The following is a 21,332-nucleotide window of genomic DNA, read 5'->3' as shown; positions in this document are numbered from 1 at the left end:
GCGGCTGCCGCTAGGAAAAGGCGCTGCAACAGGAGGAGGCGTGGCATGCGGCGATTCGGTTCGGCTCTCTTGGGCCTCACGGTTCTGGCGGCGGCCGGGGCGGCCTCTGCCCAGGTGGCAAGCGTGATCGAGGCGCGCCAGAACAACTTCAAGGCGATCGCCAAGGCCTTCAAGACCATCAACGACGAGCTGAAGGCCTCCCGGCCCTCGCTCGCCGTGCTGCGTGCGGCGGCCGCCGATCTCACCGCGGCCTCGCAGCGGATCCCGAACGGCTTTCCCGCCGGCAGCGGCCCGGAATCGGGAGTGAAGACCGAAGCGCTGCCTGCCATCTGGCAGAATCCGGCCGGCTTCACCGAGGTGGCCAACCGCCACATCGCCGCCGTCCGCGCGCTCGAGGCCGCCGCGCAGTCCGGCGACATCGCGCGGATCCGGTCTGCCACCGACGCAGTCGGGCCTACCTGCAAGGCCTGCCACGACCAGTTCCGCCTGAAGAAGTGAGGGCGCAAGCGTCCGGCGAGGGGCCGGCGCGCATCGTCCGCGTCTGGGATCTCCCCGTCCGCCTGTTCCACTGGACGCTCGTGCCCCTCCTGCTCGCGATGTGGTGGACCGGCGAGGAGGGCGAGCTCGAGACCCACGTGCGGATCGGGACCGTCGTCCTCGGCCTCCTCGTCTTCCGGATCCTCTGGGGCCTCGTCGGCAGCGAGACGGCGCGCTTCGCGAGCTTCCTGAAAGGGCCGGGCGCCATCCGCGCCTACCTCGCAGGCAGCCGGCCGCATCATCTCGGCCACAACCCGCTGGGCGGCTGGAGCGTCGCTGCCATCCTCCTCGTGCTCCTTGCCCAGACCGTCCTCGGCCTCTTCGCCCAGGACATCGACGGCATGTTCTCCGGGCCGCTCAACCACCTCGTCTCCTACGAGACGGGCGAGCTCGCGCGGACGTGGCACCACCGGCTGTTCAACCTCGTCCTCGCGCTCGGCGCGCTCCACATCCTTGCCATCACCTGGTATCTCCTCGGGCGGAGCGAGGACCTGCTGCTGCCCATGATCACCGGCCGCAAGGCGGTGCCCGAGGCGGTGCGCGAGCCCGCGCGGGCTTCGCCCCTTGCCCTGGTGGTCGCGGTCGCGCTCGCCGTCGCGCTGGCCTGGTGGGTGGGGGCGGGCGCTCCGCTCCCGGAACTCTCCGGCGCGTGAGGCGGAAAGGCTGGGCCGGCCCCGGTCGGCCCTAGAAGCCGAAGGGGATGCCGCCGGCGAAGAACAGCACGAGAAGGCCCGACCAGGCCACGAGGAACGCCACGGAGTAGGGAAACATCATCACGAACATTTCCCCCAGCGTGAAGCCCGGCACGTAGCGGCGCATGAAGGCGAGGATCACGCCGGCGTAGATCATCATGGGCGTGATGATGTTGGTGACCGAATCCCCCACCCGGTAGGCCGCCGCCACCACGTCCGGCGTCATCGCCGGATTCACCGTGTAGAGCATCGGCACGAACATGGGGCCGAGCAGCAGCCACTTGGAGGTGAGGCCGCCCACCACCAGGTTCACGAGCGCGGTGAGCAGCACGAAGGCCAGCAGCAGCAGGACGGGCAGCTTCTCGAGGCCGAGCGCGATGAGGCCGCTCGCCCCGAGGTGGGTGAGGAGCGCACCGAGCCCGGAGTAGGAGAAGAGCGAGAGCGCGTTGTAGGCGAAGAAGGCGAGCACGATGACGTAACCCATCGTGTTCATCTGCTTCACCATGCCCGCCACCACGTCCTTCACCGAGCGGAAGGTGCCGGCGCCGAAGCCGAAGGCGGCCCCGACCGCCAGGAAGACAAAGGCAATGAGCAGCACCAGCCGCTCGAGGTAGGGCACCACCCGCTGCCCCGTCTCGGGGCTGTCGAACGGGGCAAGCGGCCCGCGCGCGAGGAGCCAGACGAGCAGGAGCGCGACCGCAAGCGCGAGGCCCGCCCAGCGCAGGCCCCGCCGTTCCTCGGCCGTGAGTGCGAAGGCGCCGATGTCGAGGTCCCCCGGCCGCTCCCAGCCGAGGCCCGCGAGCCGCGGTTCGACGAACCGGTGCGTGACCCAGGCGCCGACCGGTGCCAGCACGAAGACCGAAGCGGCGGTGAACCAGTAGGTCATGGTCGGCGGGGTCAGCGCCTGCCCGAGCGAGCCGAGGAAGGGCACGCCCTGGGCCTCGGCGAAGGCGCGGGCGTTCACCCCCATGATCACGTCCGACGTGGTGCCGGGCACGAGGTTGGCGGAGAAGCCGGCGGAGACTCCGGCGAAGGCAGCGGCCATGCCGGCGAGCGGGTGCCTGCCGACCGAGGCGTAGAGGAGCCCGGCGAGCGGCACGAGGATGAGGTAGCCAGCGTCTGACGCAAGCGAGCTCATGACCCCGAGGAACACGACGGCAAGCGCCAGGAACCGCCCCGGAATGCCCGAGGCCGCCCGCTTGATGAGGGCCCCCAGCAGCCCGGCATGCTCGGCGACACCGACCGCCATGACGATCACGAGGATGATGCCGAGCACCCCGCCGCCGAAGGCAAGGAAGTTCTGGACGACCATGTTGTCGAAGATCCACAGGACCCCCTCGCGCGTGGACATGTCGCGGATGGTCTGGGTCACCGTTCCGCCGGTCGGGCTTCGCGCCTCGTAGCTGTAGCCGCCGAGCGCCGTGCTCGCGAGGAAGAAGAGCGGCCAGAGCGCCATGAAGATGACGACCGGGTCGGGGATGAGCCGGGCGATCCGGAGGATCAGGCCCTCGGGCGTTTCGGCGGGAGCGGTCTTGGCCATGGCGCGGCCCAGTGGACGAGCGCGCGGCCGGTGTCGAGCCGGCGAGTGCTGCCCGCTTCTTCATCAGCCTTGCCGGAGAATCGGGCAGCGCCCGCGGCCGTTCGTGGGGTGCTGCCCCGGGTTTTGGAGGTTGGCACGAACCTTGCTGGCTTGGAAGCGCGGGCGGCGCCGCTCGCCTGCCTGGCCCTGGGGAGTGCGATGAAGAAGGTCGAGGCCATCATCAAGCCGTTCAAGCTCGACGAGGTGAAGGAAGCGCTTCACGACGTCGGCGTGTCCGGCATCACCGTGACCGAGGCGAAGGGCTTCGGCCGGCAGAAGGGTCACACCGAACTCTATCGCGGAGCGGAATACATCGTCGACTTCCTGCCCAAGGTCCGCCTCGAGGTCGTCGTCGACGACACCCAGGTCGACAGGGTCGTCGAGGCCATCGCCGCGGCCGCGCGCACCGGGCGCATTGGCGATGGCAAGATCTTCGTCTCGCCCGTCGAGGCCGCGGTCAGGATCCGCACTGGCGAGCGCGACCTCGACGCCATCTGAGCCCTGGGCCCGAGGTCAGTCCGAACTTTCATTTTCCAGGAGAGAGAGCAGCGATGGCCACCAAGCCCGAAGACATCCTCAAGATCATCAAGGAGAAGGAGATCGAGTGGGTCGATCTCCGCTTCACCGATCCCAGGGGCAAGTGGCAGCACCTCTCGATGGCCAAGCGCGTCATCAACGAGGACAACCTGACCGAAGGCTTCATGTTCGACGGTTCGTCGATCGCCGGCTGGAAGGTGATCAACGAGAGCGACATGATCCTGAAGCCGGATCTCGACGCGCACTACATCGACCCCTTCTCGGCGACGCCGATGCTCATCCTCTTCTGCGACATCGTCGAGCCCGCAACCGGCGAGCTCTATGGCCGCGACCCGCGCTCGACCGCCAAGCGCGCGGAGGCCTATCTCAAGGCCTCTGGCGCCGGTGATACGGTCTATGTCGGCCCGGAGGCCGAGTTCTTCGTGTTCGACGACGTCCGCTTCGCCCAGGGCTATGCCGGCGGCCACTACGCCATCGACGACGTCGAGCTCCCCACCAACTCCGGCCGCCAGTATGACGAGGGCAACCTCGGCCACCGGCCGCGCGCCAAGGGCGGCTACTTCCCGGTGCCGCCGGTCGACTCGGCGATGGATCTCCGCTCCGAGATGGTGGCCACCATGCTCGAGATGGGCCTGCCCTGCGACAAGCACCACCACGAGGTCGCAGCCGCCCAGCACGAGCTCGGCCTCGAGTTCGGCACGCTCGTCCAGACCGCCGACCGGATGCAGATCTACAAATATGTCGTGCAGATGGTGGCGCAGGCCTACGGCAAGACGGCCACCTTCATGCCCAAGCCCATCAAGGACGACAACGGCTCGGGCATGCACACCCACATGTCGATCTGGAACAAGGGAAAGCCCTTGTTCGCGGGCGAAGGCTATGCCGGTCTCTCCGAGACGGCGCTCCACTTCATCGGCGGCATCATCAAGCATGCGAAGGCCGTGAATGCCTTCACCAACCCCACGACCAACAGCTACAAGCGCCTCGTTCCCGGCTTCGAGGCGCCAGTGCTGCTCGCCTACTCCAGCCGCAACCGTTCGGCCTCCTGTCGGATTCCTTACGGCGCCAGCGCCAAGGCCAAGCGCGTCGAGGTGCGCTTCCCCGACGCCACCGCCAACCCCTATCTCGCCTATTCCGCGCTGCTGATGGCCGGCCTCGACGGCATCGAGAACAAGATCCACCCCGGACCGGCGATGGACAAGAACCTCTATGATCTCCCGCCCCGCGAGCTGAAGAAGGTGCCCACCGTCTGCGGATCGCTGCGCGAGGCCCTGATCAGCCTCGACAAGGGCCGCGCCGTGTTCACCAAGGGCGGCGTGTTCACCGACGACCAGATCGACGCCTACATCGAACTCAAGATGGAAGAAGTGCTCCGTTGGGAGATGACCCCGAGCCCGGTCGAGTTCGACATGTACTTCAGCGCCTGACGGCGGGGCGCCGGAGCGGGCCGTTCGGGCGAACGGTCCGCTCCGGACCCGTCTTCACCCCTCCGGTTGCGCGTTCAGCACATCCTCGCTAGAGTTCCCTGCAAGAATCCTGCCAAGTGGCCGAGGCCGTGAGCCGGGCTCGGCCGGGCCGTTTGGGTCGTGCGGCCGGTGTTGCCTTCGTGGCTGAGGGCCCGGCAGGTTCCCTTCGTTCGTGGAGGGGGCTGCGCGGCAGGGCTGGTCGGTCGCCGGCAGGAGTCGGCAGGCGGGGTCGGAGCGGGAGTGGCGCGTGGAGGCAGTCGCCGCGGCGAGGGCCGGGCAGGAACCGGGGGAGCCGAACCCAGGCGGGGGCGCTGCGCGCGCCGATGGCGGTGAGGCGAGGGACACCGGGCTTGCCGTCATCTCCATCGGCAAGTCCTACGACGGCCGCGTCGTCCTCCGCGACGTCTCGCTCTCCGTGAACCGCGGCGAAGTGGTGGGTCTCCTCGGGCCGAACGGCGCCGGCAAGACGACCTGCTTCTACTCCATCATGGGTCTTGCCGCGCCCGACCATGGGCGCATCCTTCTCGACGGCATCGAGATCACGTCGCTACCCATGTATCGCCGGGCTGCGCTCGGGCTCGGCTACCTTCCGCAGGAGACCTCCATCTTCCGCGGGCTGACGGTGGCCCAGAACATCGAGGCGGTTCTCGAGATCGTCGAGCCTGACCCGGCGTGCCGCGCGGCGCGCCTCGATGCCCTGCTCGTCGAGTTCAACATCGCCCGCCTGCGGAACGCGCCGGCCATGGCGCTCTCCGGCGGGGAGCGCCGCCGCTGCGAGATCGCCCGGGCACTCGCCGCCAGCCCCTCGATCATGCTTCTCGACGAGCCGTTCGCCGGCATCGACCCCATCTCGATTGCCGACATCCGCAAGCTCGTCATGCACCTGCGCGAGCGCGACATCGGCGTCCTCATCACCGACCACAACGTCCGCGAGACGCTCGACATCGTCGACCGCGCCTGCATCATCTACGACGGCCGCGTGCTGTTCGAGGGCACGCCCGAGGCGCTGGTGAAGGACGCCCGCGTGCGCGAGGTCTACCTCGGGCAGGACTTCAGCCTCTAGCCCCGCCATGGCCCTCGGTCCCCGCCTCGATCTCCGCACCACCCAGACGCTGGTGCTGTCGCCGCAGCTCCAGGCGGCAATCCGGCTTCTTGCCCTTTCCAACCTCGAGCTTCAGGCCGAGGTCGCCGCCGAGCTCGAGCGCAATCCGCTTCTCGCCGAAAGCGACGAGACCGGTGACGGAGCCGGCCCGGACGAGCCTGGAGAGGCGGGCGACCCCCTGTCGCAGGCTGCCGCCGATCCGGCGGCAGAGTCCGAGGGCGGCGTGCCCGATGGCAGCGGCGAGGCGCTCGATGTCGACTTCGTCGAGGAACGCTTCCATCACGACAGCGTGGCAGACCTGCCGCGTGCGCCCGGTGACGACGAGGACGCCTTCACGCCCGACATGCTGGCGGCCGAGGAGGACAGCCTTGCCGAGCATCTGGCGCGCCAGGCCGGGAGCCGCCTCGCCGGCACCGACCTTGCCATCGCGCTTGCCATCATCGCCGTCCTCGACGAGGCGGGGTATCTCACCGAGCCGCTCGAGGAGGTGGCCGCGCGCCTTGCCATCCCGCTCGCCGAGGCGGAGCGCGTTCTCGGCCTCGTCCAGCAGTTCGAGCCGACCGGGGTCGGTGCCCGCACCCTTGCCGAATGCATCGCGCTCCAGGCCAGGGAGCGCGACCGTTACGACCCCTGCATGGCCACCCTCATCGCCCATCTCGACCTTGTCGCGAAGGGCGACCTCGCCCAGCTCCGGCGCCTCTGCGACGTCGACGCCGAGGATCTTTCCGACATGTTGCGCGAGCTTCGGAGCTACGACCCCAAGCCAGGCTTGCGGGTGGGCGGCGGACGCGTCACCCACGTCGTCCCCGACCTCTTCGTCCGCGAGACGGCCGCGGGCTTCGTGGTCGAGCTCAACCAGGCCACGCTCCCGCGCCTCATCGTCAACCGCCGCTACCAGGCGGTCATTGCGGCGCACGCGGCCAGCCGCGGCAACCGTGCCGAGCGCCAGTTCCTCGAAGGCTGCCTCGCCAGCGCCCAGTGGCTCATCCGCGCGCTCGACCAGCGCGCGAGCACCATCCTCAAGGTCGCCTCCGAGATCGTGACGCAGCAGGCCGGCTTCTTCGCCCACGGCGTCTCGCACCTGAGGCCGCTCACGCTCCGCCAGGTCGCCGATGCAACGGGCGTGCACGAGTCGACCGTGAGCCGGGTCACGTCGAACAAGTATCTCTCCTGCGCGCGCGGCGTCTTCGAGCTGAAGTATTTCTTCTCCTCTGCCGTCCACTCGGCCGACGGCGGCGAGGACGTGGCGATCGCTGCCGTCAAGGCCCGGATCCGCGCGCTCATCGAGGCGGAGGAGCCGCTGAAGCCGCTCTCCGACAGCGACCTCCACGCCCTCCTCGAGAAGGAAGGCCACGCGCTCTCGCGGCGCACGGTCGCCAAGTATCGGGAGGCCATGGGCATCCCCTCGAGCTTCGACCGGCGGCGGCGGGCGCTCGTCCGCGCCGCCTAGAGGGCAATCCCGAGCGCGGCGGAAAGCTCGGCGAGGGCCTCGGCTTCGTCCCTCACCTTGATGGCCGTCATGCCCATCGCCGCGGCCGGCTTGCAGTTGATGCCGAGGTCGTCGAGGTAGATGCACGCTTGCGCCGGCACGGCCAGCCGCTCCAGCATCATCGCGTAGATGCGCGGATCGGGCTTGCGCACGCCGGCCTTCGAACTCTCGATCACATGGTCGAAGCGGGCGAGCACCGCCGCCACTTCGGCCGCCCGCGCACCCCCTGGCGCCATGCCCGGGCCTTCCCCAACCCGGGCGTTGTTGGTGATGCAGCCAAGGAGCAGGCCCGCCGCCCGACAGGAGTCGAGGGCTGCCACCATCCGCGGCCGGATGGCGCCCGAGAGAAGCGGCAGCACGTCGGCACCCCTCACCGCGTGGCCGAGCGCTCCACTTTCGGCCGCGAACAGCGCATCGAAGGTCTCGGCGTCGATCTCGCTGCGCTCGAGCCGCGCCCAGGCGTTGGCATCGGGGTTGGTGGCGTTGACCTGCCGGAGGAAGCCATCGGGCAGGCCCCGCTCTGCCTCGAACCGGCGGAACGCCGCGAAGGGGGATTCGGTGATGACCCCGCCGAAATCCCAGATGACCGCCCGGAACTGCCCCATGCCCTGTTCCCTGCCGGCCTTGCGCGCGCACGGCAAGCCGCCCTTGCCGGAAGCGCCGGCCCGCCCTAGGGCCGCGCGATGCGCGCCGGGCTCACCACCTGGATCATCGCTGCCCTCCTTCTCGGCCTTGCCGTGGGTGGCGCCGTCAACCTCACCCGCGCACCCGAGGAGGCCAAGGCCTTCGCCCAGGCGCTGACGCTCGTCACCGACGTCTTCCTTCGGCTCATCAAGATGATCATCGCGCCCCTCGTCCTTGGCGCACTGGTCTCGGGCATCGGCCGCATGGGCGGCGACGTGGGCGCGCTTTCGCGCATCGGCTTTCGCGCGGTCGCCTGGTTCATCGCAACGTCGGTCGGCGCGCTCCTCATTGGCTGGGCCGCCGTCAGCCTGTTCCAGCCGGGCGTGGGCCTCGGCCTGCCGCTGCCTCCGGCCGCCGCCGACAGCGGCGTCTCGACCGAGGCCTTCACCTTCCGCCGCTTCGCAACCGAGCTCGTGCCCACCTCGATCTTCGACGCGCTGGCCCGGAACGCCATCCTCCAGGTCGTCGTCTTCTCGGTCTTTGCCGGCACCGCGCTCGCCCGGATGGGGGAGAGGGGCAAGGTTCTGCTCGAGGGCGCCCATGCCCTCATGGACCTGATGCTCATCGTCACCGGCTTCGTCATGAAGGTGGCGCCCGCCGCCGTCTTCGCCGCGGTTGCCGCCACGATCGCCGAGCGCGGGCTCGGGGTCGTCCTCACCTACGGCAAGTTCATGGGCGGCTTCTACGTCGCCCTCCTCGGTCTCATCACGCTCAACCTTCTCGCCTGCGGGTTCGTGATCGGCTTCGCCCCTCTCACCCGGCTGGTGAAGGAAATCCGCGACCCCTTCGTGCTCGCCTTCTCGACGGCAAGCTCAGAGGCTGCCTACCCGCGCATTCTCGCCGCGCTCGACCGGTTCGGCATCCCCAACCGCATCTCCTCCTTCGTCCTGCCCTTGGGCTACAGCTTCAACCTCGACGGCTCGATGATGTACTGCGTCTTCGCCGTCCTCTTCATTGCCCAGGCCTACGGCATCGAGCTCACGCTCTTCGAGCAGGTGGCCATGATGGGCCTGCTCCTCGTCACCTCGAAGGGCATCGCCGGCGTGCCGCGCGCCTCGCTCGTGGTGATTGCCGCCACGCTCCCGGTCTTTGGCATTCCGGTTGCCGGCCTCCTCCTCATCCTCGGCGTCGACCATTTCCTCGACATGGGGCGCTCGGCCACCAACGTCGTCGGCAACGCGGTCGCCTCGGCTGCCGTCTCGCAGTGGGAGATGGAGCGGGAAGCACGCGAGGCAGCGCGCGCTGCCGCCCGGCCAGCGGTGGCGGAGTAGCCGCGCGGGGGTTCGGACCGGCCGCTTCGGACCGGTTTTTGCGTAATCGAACTCCGCATTTTCCTTGACTCGTCCGGCGCCCCGGCTAGGCTTGGCAGCGGGAGGAATGAAAGGGAGAGACCGATGGCCACGCTCGCTGCCGAACCGGCGCTCACGCTTGATGATCTCGATGTCTCGCGGCTCGACGAATGGCTCGAGCACCGGGCCATCCTGCCCAAGTTCGCGAAGCTCCGCCGCCACGGGCCGCTCCACTGGTGCCCGGAATCCCGGTTCGGCCCCTACTGGTCGGTGGTGACCCATGCCGCCATCATGGAGGTCGAGGGCCGGCCAGACCTCTTCTCCTCGCGCTGGGACCTCGGCGGCATCACGATTGCCGACCGAAACCCGGAGCGCGAGGAGCCGGAGATGCCGATGTTCATTGCCATGGACCGGCCGCAGCATACCGGCCAGCGCCGGACGGTGGCGCCGGCCTTCACCCCGGCCGAGATGCAGCGCCATGCGCCGAACATCCGCCGCCGCACGGCCGAGCTCCTCGACTCCCTGCCCGAGGGCGAGGTCTTCGACTGGGTCGACCGCGTGTCGATCGAGCTGACGACCGGCATGCTCGCCATCCTCTTCGACTTCCCGTGGGAAGACCGGAGGCTCTTGACCATGTGGTCTGACACGGCGACCGACTTCCAGGCGATCGACGACGACGAGGCCAACCGGCGGCGCTGGGAGATCCTGTTCGAGATGGCGGCCTACTTCACCCGCCTGTGGCAGGAGCGGGCCGATGCCCCGCCTCGCCCCGATCTCATCTCGATCATGGCCCATTCGCCTGCCACCCGCAACATGAGCCCGCAGGAGTTCCTCGGCAACCTCGTCCTCCTCATCGTCGGCGGCAACGACACCACCCGCAACACCATGTCGGGCGCGGTGATGGCGCAGAACCTCTGGCCCGAAAACTGGCAGCGGATGATGGACGACCCCGCGCTCATCGAGAACGGTGTCGCCGAGCTCATCCGCTGGCAGACGCCGCTTGCGCACATGCGCCGCACGGCGCTTGCCGACGTCGAGCTCCACGGCCAGACCATCCGCGCCGGGGACAAGGTCGTCATGTGGTATCTCTCCGCCAACCGCGACGAGAGCATCTTCCCTGACGGCGATGTCTTCATGCCGTGGCGCGCGAATGCGCGGCGCCACCTTGCCTTCGGCTTCGGCATCCACCGCTGCGTCGGCGCCCGGCTTGCCGAGCTGCAGATCGGCATCTTGCTGGAGGAAATGCAGCAGCGGCGGATGCGGGTCGAGCTCGCGGGTGAGCCCACGCGCGTCTATTCCAACTTCGTCCACGGCTTCCGGAAGCTTCCGGTGAGAGTGAGCCGGGGCTAGCCGCGGGGCGCAGGGCGCGTTCCGGGGGGCGAGCGGCGCGCGGGCCGGAAGGCGAGGCGCCCGTGGCGCGCTGCGGGGGAGCGACGGGCCGGCGGGGCGTTCTGGGAGCGCGAGGGGCCCGGGGGAGCGACGGGCCCGGGGGAGCGACGGGCCCGAGGGAGCGACGGGCCCGGGGGAGCGACGGGCCCGAGGGAGCGACGGGCCCGGGGAGCGACAGGCTGGTGGCGCGTCCGGCGAGCGAGGCGCTCAGGCCCGCGGCGGCTGGCGACGGAAGCCGAGCGCCTCGGCGACATGGCCGCGGCGCACGCGTTCCTCGCCGGCAAGGTCGGCAATGGTGCGCGAGACGCGCAGCATCCGGTGGAAGCCGCGCGCGGAGAGCTTCATCGCCTCGGCCGCGCGGTGGAGCAGCTGGCGGGCCTCGCCGTCGAGCGCTGCGGCCTCTTCCAGGAGCTGGCCGTCGGCCTCGGCATTGGAGCGCACCCCGGTTCCCGCGTAGCGCTCCGCCTGGCGCGCGCGCGCGACCGCAACCCGGGCGCGGACCTCCGCACTGGTCTCGGCCGGGGGCGGCAGCAGCAGGTCGGAGGCCTTGACCGCCTGGACATCGACATGGAGGTCGATGCGGTCGAGCATCGGCCCCGAGATCTTCGCCTGGTAGTCGGCTGCGCACTTGGGCGCGCGCGCGCAGGCGAGCGCCGCATCGTCGAGGTGGCCGCAGCGGCAGGGGTTCATCGCTGCCACCAGCTGCACGCGCGCCGGCCAGGTCACGTGCACTTCGGCGCGCGCCACCTCGACCGCGCCGCGCTCGAGCGGCTGGCGAAGCGAATCGAGCACCTGGCGGCTGAACTCCGGCAGCTCGTCGAGGAACAGCACCCCGAGATGGGCGAGACTCACCTCGCCGGGCCGCGCCTTCGGCCCGCCGCCGACGAGCGCCGGCATCGAGGCGGAATGGTGAGGGGCGCGGAACGGCCGGACCCTGCTGATCCGCCCCCCCTCCAGCACGCCGGCGACGCTCCGGATCATCGCCACCTCGAGCGCTTCGGCGGTCTCGAGATCGGGCAGGATGCCCGGCATGGCGGCCGCCAGCATCGACTTGCCCGCACCCGGCGGCCCGCACATGAGGAGGTTGTGCCCGCCGGCGGCGGCGATCTCGATCGCGCGCTTGGGCACGTCCTGCCCCTTGATGTCGGCAAGATCGGGCCCCGTAAAGCCGGCCGGCGGCGCAAGCGTCGCCTCGGGCGCCGGCAGCGGCCGGCTGCCCTTGAGGTGGGCGATGAGCGCGGCGAGATCGGGTGCCGCCACCACCTCGACCGGCCGCTCGCTGGTGGCGAGCCACTGCGCCTCCGCGCCTTGCGCGGCCGGGCAGATGAGCGCGAGGCCCGCCGCCGAGGCATGGAGCGCGGCGAGCAGGACGCCGGGCGTCGGCGCAATCCGCCCGTCGAGCGAGAGCTCGCCGACCGCAACGGCCGAGGCCACCGACTCGGGGTCGACGATGCCGAGCGCGGCGAGCAGCCCGAGCGCGATCGGAAGATCATAGTGGGAGCCCGCCTTCTCGAGGTCGGCAGGCGCCAGGTTGACAGTGATCCGCCGGGGCGGAAGGGCGAGGCCAAGCGCGGCGAGCGCCGCCTGCACCCGGTCGCGGCTCTCGCGCACGGCCTTGTCGGGAAGCCCGACGATAAGAAACGCGAAGGCGCCCGGCGAGAGCTGGACCTGCACGTCGACCGCGCGGGCCTCGAGGCCGACATAGGCAACGGTTGCGACATGGGCGACCATCCGCGCATCCCTCGCGTGGCCCGACCCTCGCGTCCGTCTAGCCGGGTGGGGCGCGGAGGAAAAGTCGCAGCCCGCGGGCGTTTCGGGGCGGTTGAACGCGGGCAGGCGCCCGCCTATCAGGGCCACGCGCCGGATTAGCTCAGCTGGCAGAGCAGCGGTTTTGTAAACCGAAGGTCGCGGGTTCGACCCCTGCATCCGGCACGCGGGTTCCGCGCGATGGCCGGCAGCCGGCGCGGCTGCCGGCCATTTCCACGGGCCAGCAGCGGGCAGGGCGGGCCGGGCGGGCCGGGCGGGCAGGGCGGGCCGGGCGGGCCGGGCAGGCAGAGCGGGGCGAGCGGGGCGAGCGGGGCGAGATCGAAGGCGGGACGGATGGCCGACTACGCGACGCAGGACGACGACGAGCCGTTGACCGGCGAGGACCGGGACGCGGCGATCCCGCCCGAAGTGCTGGAGGCGGTGCGCACCCTCATCCGCTGGGCCGGCGACGACCCCACGCGCGAGGGCCTCCTCGACACGCCGGGCCGCGTGGCCCGCGCCTACCGCGAATATTTCCGCGGCTACGCCGAGGATCCGCGCCAGCACCTCGCCCGCACCTTCGAGGAAGTGGGCGGCTATGACGAGATCGTGCTCCTGCGCGACATTCCCTTCCAGTCGCACTGCGAGCACCACATGGCCCCCATCATCGGCAAGATCCACGTGGCCTATCTGCCGACCAACCGGGTGGTCGGCATCTCCAAGCTCGCGCGCGTCGCGCTTGGCTACGCCAAGCGGCTGCAGGTGCAGGAGCGGCTGACGGCCGAGATTGCGGATGCCATCCACGAGGGCCTGAAGCCGCGCGGCGTGGCCGTGGTGGTGGAGGCCGCCCACGCCTGCATGTCGGCGCGCGGCGTGCTGACCCCCGGCGTCACCATGACGACCTCGCGCATGATGGGTGTCTTCCGCGACGACGAGCGCTCGCGCGAGGAAGTGCTGAAGCTCATGGGGCTGGGCTGAGCGCCGTGGCGACCGCGCTCGCGCGCCCGAAGCGGGTGGGGATGGTCTCGCTCGGCTGCCCGAAGGCGCTCGTCGACAGCGAGCGGATCCTGACGCGGCTGCGCGCCGACGGCTATGCGATCGCGCCCGACTATGCCGGAGCCGACGTCGTCATCGTCAACACCTGCGGCTTCCTCGACTCGGCGAAGGCCGAAAGCCTCGAGGCGATCGGCGAGGCGCTGGCGGAGAATGGGCGCGTGGTCGTCACCGGCTGCATGGGGGCCGAAGCCGAGACCATCCGCGCCCGCTTTCCTGACGTGCTCGCCGTCACCGGCCCGCAGCAGTATGAGGCGGTCGTCGGCGCCGTCCGCGCGGCAGCCCCGCAGCCGCCCCAGCCCTTCGTCGACCTCGTGCCCGAAGCCGGGCTGAAGCTCACCCCCCGGCACTACGGCTACCTCAAGATTTCCGAGGGCTGCAACCACCGCTGCAGCTTCTGCATCATCCCGAAGCTCCGCGGCCGGCTTTCGAGCCGCCGGCCGGATGCCATCCTGCGCGAGGCCGAGAAGCTCGTGGCAGCCGGCACGAGGGAGCTCCTCGTCATCAGCCAGGACACCTCGGCCTACGGCCGCGACCTCGGCCATGCCCGCTTCGGCCCGGCGGGCCTGCGCGCCCACATCACCGACCTTGCCCGCGCGCTCGGGGAACTCGGCGCCTGGGTCCGGCTGCACTACGTCTACCCGTACGCGCACGTCGATGAGCTCGTCGACCTCATGGCCGAGGGGCTGGTGCTCCCCTACCTCGATATCCCGTTCCAGCACGCCCACCCGCGCATCCTCAAGGCCATGCGCCGACCGGCAGACGAGGCCCGCGTCCTCGAGCGCATCCGCGCCTGGCGCCGGCGCGTGCCCGATCTTGCCATCCGCTCCACCTTCATCGTCGGCTTTCCCGGCGAGACGGAGGAGGAGTTCCGGCACCTCCTCGCCTGGCTCGAGGAGGCGGAGATCGACCGGGCCGGCTGCTTCGCCTTCGAGCCCGTCTCCGGCGCGGATGCAACCGCGTTGCCCGATGCCGTGCCGGAGGAGGTGAAGGCCGAGCGCCGGGCGCGCTTCCAGGAGGCGGCCGCCGCCGTCTCCGCCCGCCGCCTGGCCGCGAAGGTGGGACGCGAGATCGAGGCGCTCGTCGATGCCGCCGACGGTGCCGCGGGCGGCGGGGGTGCGACGGCGCGGAGCCGCTGGGACGCACCCGAGATCGACGGCCGCGTTCTGCTTCGCGACGCGCCGCACGCGAGGTCCGGCGACATCCTCACCGTCCGGATCGAGGATGCCGACGCCTTCGACCTCTACGGCGTGCCGTGCTGAACCGCTCGGTCCTGGCCACGCCGCTCGGCCAGCTCGTGCTCGTCCACGGCGAAGAGGAAGTGCTCTGGGCCGCGGAATTCCACGACGCGCCAGACGCCATCGTTCGTTCCCTTGCCCGCTTCGTCCCGGCCGAGGTGATCGCCGGGGACGTGCCGGTTCCCGCCCGGTTCGCCGATGCCTTCGCCGGCTACTTCGCCGGCGCCTTCGACAGCTTCGACGAGATCATGACGGGCCGGTTCGGCTCGCCCTTCGAGCGGGCGGTGTGGGCGGCCGTGCGCGCGATTCCGCCGGGCGAGACCCGAAGCTACGCGGCCATCGCCGCCATGCTCGGCGACATGGGCCGGGCCCGCGCCGTCGGCGCTGCGAGCGCGCGCAACCCGCTGCTTCTGGTCGTGCCCTGCCATCGCGTGATCGGCAGCGACGACGCCCTCGTCGGCTATGCCGGCGGCCTCGACCGCAAGGCCTGGCTGCTCCGCCACGAGGGCTGGACCGTCCGCCAGGGCCGGCTGGTGTGAACCGCGCGGAGGGCGCCTCAAGCCTCCGCGCCGGAGCGCTTCCCGTGCGGCCGCTGTTCGTGGCGATCGTCGGGCTCGGCAGCTTCCTCCTCTTCCTTGTCCAGCCGCTCGTCGCGCGCATCGCCCTTCCGCTCCTCGGCGGCGCGCCCTCGGTGTGGAACACGGCCATGGTCTTCTACCAGGCGGCGCTCCTGGCCGGCTACGCCTATGCGCACGCGCTCCAGCGCCTGCCGCTCCGCGCCCAGGCGGGGGTCCACCTCGCCTTCCTGCTGGCCGCGGCCCTCACCCTGCCGCTCGGCCTGCCGACGGGACGCCTGCCGCCACCGGGCGAGGAAGCGCGCTGGCTGCTCCTCCTCCTCGCGGGGAGCATTGGCCCCCTCTTCGTGGCGATCGCCGCGCAGGCGCCGCTCATGCAGGCCTGGTTCGCCCGCAGCCGCGACCCCGAGGCGCGCGAGCCCTGGTTCCTCTATGCCGCCTCGAACGCCGGCTCGCTCGGCGGGCTCCTCGCCTATCCCTTCCTCTTCGAGCCCTTCACCGCGCTGCCCTTCCAGCAGGGGCTGTGGTCGGCGCTCTACCTCGTGCTGGTCGCGCTCGTCGGCGCCGCCGCGCTCGCCCTCACGCGCGGCGGTGCCGCGGCGGCTGCCGCGCCCCGGGTCCGGGGAACGCCGATCCCGGTCGGCCGGCAGATCCGCTGGGTGCTGCTGGCGGCCGTGCCCTCGGGGCTCATGATCTCGACGACCACCCACATCACCACCGACATCATGGCGATGCCGCTGCTCTGGGTGCTGCCGCTCTCGCTCTACCTCCTCTCCTTCATCCTCGTGTTCGGCCGCCACGGCGCGCGCTGGTTCGAGGCGGCGCTCCTCGCCACGCCCGTCCTTCTCCTCCTGTTCGGGGCCGTCGCTCTCGTCTCGCTGGAATGGGCGGCGAGCCTCTACGGGCTTGCGAGCCTCTTCCTCCTGTTTGCGGTGGCGGTCGCGCTGCACGGGGCGCTTGCCATGTCGCGCCCGGACGTGGGGGGGCTGACCCGCTTCTACCTGCTGCTCGCGCTCGGCGGGGTCCTGGGCGGCCTGTTTGCGGCGCTCCTTGCGCCGCTCCTCTTCGACTGGGTGTGGGAGCACCCGCTGCTGCTGCTCGCCGCCGCGCTCCTGCTCCCGGCCCGGCCCATCTCCCCCCGGCTTGCCCGGCTCTGGGCCGGCCGGGGCCTTGCGTCCCGCGCGCTCCGGGTCCTGACCCCCGGGGCCACGCTTGCCCTCTCGTTCGTGCTCGGCACCGGCTTCGACCCGGTGGAGCCGGCGCCGTGGCAGGTGGCAGCCGTTGCCGCTCTCGTCCTCGTTGCCGTGCTCGCCATCGGCCGGCCGATCATGTTCAGCTGGGCCTTCGCCATGCTCATGCTCGGGGTGGGCGGCTGGCAGCAGCTCGACATCTCCACCATCGAGGGCGCGCGCACGCGCAGCTTCTTCGGCATCTACACCATCCAGAACGTGCAGAGCAGCCGCGTGCGCCGGCTGCTCCACGGCACGACGCTTCACGGCGTCCAGTCGCTCGATCCGGCGCGCGCGCGCCTGCCGATGAGCTACTACGCGCCCGACAGCGGCGTCGGCCGGGCGATGCGGGCGGTGCCTGCCCTGTTTGGCCCGGGCGCGCGCGTGGGCTTCGTGGGCCTGGGTGCCGGCACGCTCGCCTGCTATGCCAAGCCCGGCCAGCGCTGGACCGCCTTCGAGATCGACGAGGCCGTCGTCGGTCTTGCCGTCACCAGCGGCGCCTTCACCTATGTGGGCGACTGCAAGCCCGATCTGCGCATCATCCTCGGCGACGCCCGGCTCACGCTCGCCCGCCAGCCGCCCGGCAGCTTCGATCTGCTCGCGGTCGACGCCTTCTCCTCGGACTCGGTGCCGCTCCACCTGCTCACGGTGGAGGCGCTCAGGGTCTACATGCAGGCGCTTGCGCCTGACGGCCTCCTCCTCCTCCACGTCTCCAACCGCTTCCTCGACCTCGAGCGGGTGGTGGCGGCCGCCGTCGCGGCCGAGGGGCTCGCCGCCCGCCGCCTGCGCTACACCCCCGCGAAGGAGGATCTCGCGAACGGCCTCGTCTACGGCTCCTCGGATTGGGTCCTCGTCACCCGCACCGAGCAGCGGATGGCCGAGGCGATGGCCGCCGCGCGTGGCGGCCCGAACGCTGCCGCCGAGTGGGAGCCGCTCAAGACGCCCGAGGGCATCCCGCCCTGGACCGACGGCCACGCTTCGATCCTCAGGGTCTTGAAGCCGCTTCCGGCGCTGTTCTAGGCCGGCCCGCATGGAGCGCATCCGGATCGCCGTTCTCGGGGCCTCGGGCTACACGGGTGCGGACCTCGTCCGCCTGGCGCTTGCCCACCCCGCCGTCGAGATCGCGGCGCTCGGGGCCAACCAGAAGGCGGGCCAGGCGATGGCCGAGATCTGGCCGCACCTCATGGGGGCGGGCGGCCTGCCGCTTCTCGAGCGGGTTGAGGCGATCGACTGGTCGGGCGTGGACGTGGTGTTCGGCTGCCTGCCACACGGCGCCAGCGCCGAGCTTCTGGCCGGGCTCGGCGACCGGCGGATCATCGATCTCTCCGCCGACTTCCGCCTTGATGACGCCGCCACCTACGCCGAATGGTATGGCGTGACCCACCCGGCGCCCCAGCTTCTCGCCGAGGCGGTCTACGGGCTTACCGAGTTCGCGCGCGACCATCTGCCCGGCGCCCGGCTCGTGGCCTGCCCCGGCTGCTACCCGACGGCCGCGCTCCTTGCCCTTCTGCCGCTGGCGAAAGCCGGAGTCATCGTGCCCGAGGGCCTCTCGATCTTCGCCCTCTCCGGCGTCTCGGGCGCGGGCCGCAGCTTGCGCGAGCCGAACCTTTTCTGCGAGGTGGCCGAGGCGGCTGCCGCCTATGGCGTCGGCCATCACCGCCACATGCCCGAGATCGAGCAGGAGCTCGGCAAGGCCTTCGGCAGGCCGGTCCGGGTGTCGTTCACGCCCCATCTCGTGCCGATGAACCGGGGCGAGCTCGAGACCATCGCCGTCACCCTCGCGCCTGGCGCCACGCTTGCCGATCTCCGTGCCGTGCTCGACGAGCGCTATGCGACGGAGCCCTTCGTCCACCTGCTCGCACCCGGCCTGGCGCCCGCCACCCGCATGGTCCGCGGATCGAACCTCTGCGTTCTCAACATCTTCGCGGACCGCATCCCGGGTCGGGCGCTGGTGGTGGCCGCCATCGACAACCTGGTGAAGGGCTCGGCCGGCCAGGCGATCCAGAACATGAACCTGATGTTCGGCCTGCCCGAAACGATGGGCCTCGAGGCCGTGCCGCTGTTTCCCTGATGCCCCTCTATCCCTTCGCCGGGCGCCTGCCCGAGCTGGCCCCCTCCGCCTGGGTCGCCCCGACGGCGGCAGTCGTCGGCGACGTGACCTTGGGCGAGGGCGCATCCGTCTGGTACAATTGCGTGTTGCGCGGCGATGTCATGCCCATTCGCGTCGGCGCGCGCTCCAACATCCAGGACGGCACCGTCGTCCATGTCACGCGCCGGCTGGCCGAGACGGTGATCGGCGCGGACGTGCTCGTGGGCCACAGCTGCATGATCCACGGCTGCACCCTCATGGACCGTGCCTTCGTCGGGCTCGGTGCCATCGTGATGGACGGCTGTGTCGTCGAGCCTGATGGCATGGTGGCCGCCGGTGCGCTCCTGACGCCGGGCAAGCGGGTGGGCGGGCGCGAGCTCTGGGCCGGCCGGCCGGCGAAGCTGGTGCGGCTGCTTTCGGACGAGGAGGTGGCCCGCAACCGGGCGGGGGCGGCGGGCTATGTCGAGCTCGCCCGGCTGCACCGCGAGAGCCAGGCATGACGCAAGCCCTCGCCAGCTCCCGGGTGGCGCGGGGAAGCCCCGCAGCTTCACGCTGCCGGCCCGTGCCGGCTGCGGCTTCGGCGGCCCCGGGACGGTGCTGCGCCCATCCCGGCCGCCTGCGGAATGGTCGGAGCGACAGGATTCGAACCTGCGACCCCCAGACCCCCAGTCTGATGCGCTACCAGGCTGCGCTACGCTCCGACGTGGGTTTCGGGTTAGGCGAGCGCGCGGGCGATGGCAAGGCCGGACGGAGTGACAGGATTGACGGCTTCGCCGTCGTCTCCGGCGCTGGCGCGCCTCCGGCCCGAACCTGCGCCCCCCAGACCCGGAGGCGGATGCGCGACCAGGCTGCGCTACGCTCCGACGTGGGATGCGGGTCAGGCGAGCGCGCGGGCGATGGCAAGGGCGAGGCGACAGGATCGCCGCCGCTGGTCCCGGCGCGCGTGAGCGGCGCCTAGGGCGTGACGGAGCCGAACGCACGCGCACGCCTCGAGGTCGAGGCTCTCGCGCTGGTCCGCGGCGGCCGGCTCCTGTTCCAGGGCCTCGGCTTCGCGCTCCGGCCGGGCGAGGCGCTCCTCCTCACCGGCCCCAACGGGAGCGGCAAGACCTCACTTCTCCGCGCGCTTGCCGGCCTCCTCGAACCCGCTGCCGGGCGCATCGTCAATCCCTTTGCCACGGCCTTCCAGGGCCCCGAGCCGGCGCTCAAGCCCGACGCGCGGCTCGGCGACGAACTCGCCTTCTGGGCAGCGCTCGACGGCAGGGGCAGGGCGGAGATGTGGGCGGCGGCCGAGGCGATGGCGCTCGAGGGCCTGCTCGACCTCCCGGTCGGCATGCTCTCCGCCGGCCAGCGCGCGCGTGCTGGTCTCGCCCGGGTGATCGCGAGCGGTGCCGCCCTCTGGCTCCTCGACGAGCCGACGGCCACCCTCGATACTGCGTCTTCGGCACGGCTCGAGGAGGTGCTGGCGCACCATCTCCGCCGGGCCGGTCTGGTGGTGGCCGCCACCCACCGCCCTCTCGGCCTTTCCGCTACCGAGCTCAGGCTTGGCCTCGAAGATGGGGCAGCGGATCCACCGCCTTCCGACCCAGCCTCAGCTGGAACATGAGCTGGGGCTCGCGGGCCACGCCCGAACTGCCGGCCCGGCCGATGATCGCGCCCTGCTCGACGCGCGCGCCCGTCTGTACCAGCGCGTCCTCGAGGTGGCCATAGGCGGTCACCGCCCCGCCCTCGTGGCGGAGCAGCACGAGAAGGCCGAAGCTCTCGATGGCGTCGCCCACATAGAGCACGGTGCCGGCTGCTGCCGCCCGGACCGGCGCGCCGCGCACGGCCTTGATGGTCACCCCCTCGTTCACCTTGCCGCCCGGCTTGGGCCCGAAGCCCGAGAGGATGACGCGACCGTCGACAGGCCAGGCAAGCCGCGGTGCCACGGGCGCCGGCCGCGCGGCAGGGGGCGGCAGCGGGGCCGTGCCTGCGGCCGGCGCGGATGGCGCGGCGGGCGCAGCCACGGCGGAGCCCGAGACCAGCTCGTCGATGTCGAGCGTGAAGGCTTTCGCCAGCGCTTCCGGATCGGGCCGCGGGCTGGGCGGCCGGCCCTGCGGCGGGGCCTGCCGGGGCGGCTGGCTGGTGCGTGGGCCCGGCGCTGCAGCGGCATGCGGCCCGGTCGGCACGAACAGGGTCTGGCCGACGCGGATGACCGAATCGAAGCCGATGCCGTTGGCGGCCGCGATCGTCCGCCACGGAACGCCATAGGCCTGGGCAATCGCAAGCCCGGTCTCGCCCGGCTTCACCACATGCGCCCGGCCGCCCGGCACCGGCTTCCCGTCGGCAACCGCCGGCACCGGCTTCCACGCCGGCCGGGGCTTTGCCGGCTCGACCCGCGGTTGCGGTGCCGGCCGGGGAGGCGGCGTCTGGCGCGTGGCGCAACCGGCGGCCAGCAGCAGGACGAGAAGAAGGGCGCGCACGGGCCCGCTCCTACTCCGCAAGGCCCGGCGCGGCCAAGGCGCGCAGCAGGGTAAACGCCCCGGCACCTGTCAAAAGATTTGACAGTCTGGCGTGTCCGCTTGGCTCGGGGGCACGGCCAACCTTCTGGATTCCCGAAAGGACTCCTCGACGCTCACGCGTGGCACGACTCTTGCTCGGA

Annotated in this window: 19 protein-coding genes and 2 tRNA genes; 16 read left to right on the top strand and 5 right to left on the bottom strand. The window is 71.3% G+C overall.

Annotated features, from left to right (window positions below; translation table 11 throughout):
* The first annotated feature begins 45 nt into the window (after positions 1–45).
* Together H3H34_RS10190 and H3H34_RS10185 are read left to right on the top strand one after the other, a co-directional pair.
* Positions 46–498 carry a c-type cytochrome gene (locus tag H3H34_RS10190; RefSeq protein ID WP_194745163.1) on the top strand — a complete coding sequence of 151 codons (453 nt, stop codon included), beginning with the start codon at positions 46–48 and terminating at the stop codon, positions 496–498.
* Positions 495–1,190: a cytochrome b/b6 domain-containing protein gene (locus tag H3H34_RS10185; protein WP_194745162.1), complete on the top strand. Its 696-nt coding sequence runs from the start codon at positions 495–497 to the stop codon at positions 1,188–1,190. Before H3H34_RS10190 ends, H3H34_RS10185 begins: the two co-directional genes overlap by 4 nt.
* Positions 1,191–1,221: 31 nt before the next feature.
* On the opposite strand, the gene H3H34_RS10180 is transcribed toward H3H34_RS10185, so the two are convergent.
* A complete protein-coding gene (locus H3H34_RS10180) occupies positions 1,222–2,769 on the bottom strand; it encodes an AbgT family transporter (RefSeq protein WP_194745161.1) in 1,548 nt (515 codons plus the stop codon).
* Positions 2,770–2,967: 198 nt separating this feature from the next.
* Here H3H34_RS10180 and H3H34_RS10175 point away from each other — a divergent pair, with 198 nt between their 5' ends.
* From H3H34_RS10175 to rpoN, 4 genes are all read left to right on the top strand, one after another.
* Positions 2,968–3,306, top strand: coding sequence for a P-II family nitrogen regulator (locus tag H3H34_RS10175; protein WP_194745160.1), 339 nt, complete (start codon positions 2,968–2,970; stop codon positions 3,304–3,306).
* 53 nt (positions 3,307–3,359) lie between these two features.
* Entirely contained in the window at positions 3,360–4,772 is a 1,413-nt protein-coding gene (gene glnA, locus H3H34_RS10170) for a type I glutamate--ammonia ligase (protein ID WP_194745159.1), read from the top strand.
* Positions 4,773–5,058: 286 nt separating this feature from the next.
* Positions 5,059–5,874, top strand: coding sequence for an LPS export ABC transporter ATP-binding protein (gene lptB, locus H3H34_RS10165; RefSeq protein ID WP_194745158.1), 816 nt, complete (start codon positions 5,059–5,061; stop codon positions 5,872–5,874).
* A gap of 7 nt (positions 5,875–5,881) precedes the next feature.
* The gene (gene rpoN / locus H3H34_RS10160; protein WP_194745157.1) at positions 5,882–7,363 is read left to right on the top strand and encodes an RNA polymerase factor sigma-54; all 1,482 of its coding nucleotides are present in this window, start codon (positions 5,882–5,884) and stop codon (positions 7,361–7,363) included.
* On the opposite strand, the gene H3H34_RS10155 is transcribed toward rpoN, so the two are convergent.
* The gene (locus tag H3H34_RS10155) at positions 7,360–8,007 is read right to left on the bottom strand and encodes an HAD-IA family hydrolase (RefSeq protein ID WP_194745156.1); all 648 of its coding nucleotides are present in this window, start codon (positions 8,005–8,007) and stop codon (positions 7,360–7,362) included. The genes rpoN and H3H34_RS10155 overlap by 4 nt on opposite strands.
* A 78-nt stretch (positions 8,008–8,085) precedes the next feature.
* Here H3H34_RS10155 and H3H34_RS10150 point away from each other — a divergent pair, with 78 nt between their 5' ends.
* The gene (locus tag H3H34_RS10150) at positions 8,086–9,357 is read left to right on the top strand and encodes a dicarboxylate/amino acid:cation symporter (protein ID WP_194745155.1); all 1,272 of its coding nucleotides are present in this window, start codon (positions 8,086–8,088) and stop codon (positions 9,355–9,357) included.
* A 123-nt stretch (positions 9,358–9,480) separates the two neighbouring features.
* Positions 9,481–10,725 carry a cytochrome P450 gene (locus tag H3H34_RS10145; protein WP_194745154.1) on the top strand — a complete coding sequence of 415 codons (1,245 nt, stop codon included), beginning with the start codon at positions 9,481–9,483 and terminating at the stop codon, positions 10,723–10,725.
* A 246-nt stretch (positions 10,726–10,971) separates the two neighbouring features.
* On the opposite strand, the gene H3H34_RS10140 is transcribed toward H3H34_RS10145, so the two are convergent.
* Complete coding sequence (locus H3H34_RS10140) at positions 10,972–12,495, bottom strand: YifB family Mg chelatase-like AAA ATPase (protein WP_194745153.1); 1,524 nt, start codon at positions 12,493–12,495, stop codon at positions 10,972–10,974.
* Between the two features lie 128 nt (positions 12,496–12,623).
* Here H3H34_RS10140 and H3H34_RS10135 point away from each other — a divergent pair.
* The 7 genes from H3H34_RS10135 (at position 12,624) to H3H34_RS10105 (ending at position 19,194) form a co-directional block, all read left to right on the top strand.
* A tRNA-Thr gene (locus H3H34_RS10135) sits at positions 12,624–12,696 on the top strand.
* A gap of 168 nt (positions 12,697–12,864) precedes the next feature.
* Positions 12,865–13,488, top strand: coding sequence for a GTP cyclohydrolase I FolE (gene folE / locus H3H34_RS10130; protein WP_194745152.1), 624 nt, complete (start codon positions 12,865–12,867; stop codon positions 13,486–13,488).
* 5 nt (positions 13,489–13,493) lie between these two features.
* Positions 13,494–14,825 (top strand): 30S ribosomal protein S12 methylthiotransferase RimO, encoded by a 1,332-nt coding sequence (gene rimO, locus H3H34_RS10125; protein ID WP_194745151.1) that lies wholly within the window; start codon positions 13,494–13,496, stop codon positions 14,823–14,825.
* On the top strand, positions 14,819–15,340 hold the full coding sequence (locus tag H3H34_RS10120; RefSeq protein WP_194745150.1) for a methylated-DNA--[protein]-cysteine S-methyltransferase: 522 nt from the start codon (positions 14,819–14,821) through the stop codon (positions 15,338–15,340). Before rimO ends, H3H34_RS10120 begins: the two co-directional genes overlap by 7 nt.
* A 44-nt stretch (positions 15,341–15,384) precedes the next feature.
* On the top strand, positions 15,385–17,625 hold the full coding sequence (locus tag H3H34_RS10115; protein WP_328831822.1) for a spermidine synthase: 2,241 nt from the start codon (positions 15,385–15,387) through the stop codon (positions 17,623–17,625).
* A 10-nt stretch (positions 17,626–17,635) separates the two neighbouring features.
* A complete protein-coding gene (argC, locus tag H3H34_RS10110) occupies positions 17,636–18,676 on the top strand; it encodes an N-acetyl-gamma-glutamyl-phosphate reductase (RefSeq protein ID WP_194745148.1) in 1,041 nt (346 codons plus the stop codon).
* On the top strand, positions 18,676–19,194 hold the full coding sequence (locus tag H3H34_RS10105; RefSeq protein ID WP_194745147.1) for a gamma carbonic anhydrase family protein: 519 nt from the start codon (positions 18,676–18,678) through the stop codon (positions 19,192–19,194). The genes argC and H3H34_RS10105 overlap by 1 nt, the downstream gene beginning before the upstream one ends.
* A 124-nt stretch (positions 19,195–19,318) precedes the next feature.
* Here H3H34_RS10105 and H3H34_RS10100 read toward each other — a convergent pair.
* Positions 19,319–19,395: transfer RNA gene (locus H3H34_RS10100), tRNA-Pro, on the bottom strand.
* 260 nt (positions 19,396–19,655) lie between these two features.
* On the opposite strand from H3H34_RS10100, the gene ccmA reads away from it, so the two are divergent.
* Positions 19,656–20,297: a heme ABC exporter ATP-binding protein CcmA gene (gene ccmA, locus H3H34_RS10095; RefSeq protein WP_194745146.1), complete on the top strand. Its 642-nt coding sequence runs from the start codon at positions 19,656–19,658 to the stop codon at positions 20,295–20,297.
* Here the strand turns inward: ccmA and H3H34_RS10090 are convergent.
* Positions 20,230–21,153 (bottom strand): peptidoglycan DD-metalloendopeptidase family protein, encoded by a 924-nt coding sequence (locus tag H3H34_RS10090; protein ID WP_194745145.1) that lies wholly within the window; start codon positions 21,151–21,153, stop codon positions 20,230–20,232. The two genes, ccmA and H3H34_RS10090, sit on opposite strands and share 68 nt — an antisense overlap.
* Between the last annotated feature and the right edge of the window lie 179 nt (positions 21,154–21,332).

Source organism: Thermaurantiacus tibetensis (assembly GCF_015354055.1).
GTDB lineage: Bacteria > Pseudomonadota > Alphaproteobacteria > Sphingomonadales > Sphingomonadaceae > Thermaurantiacus > Thermaurantiacus tibetensis.
The sequence above is the reverse complement of the archived record's forward strand: the minus strand, read 5'-3'. Positions and strand labels throughout refer to the sequence as shown.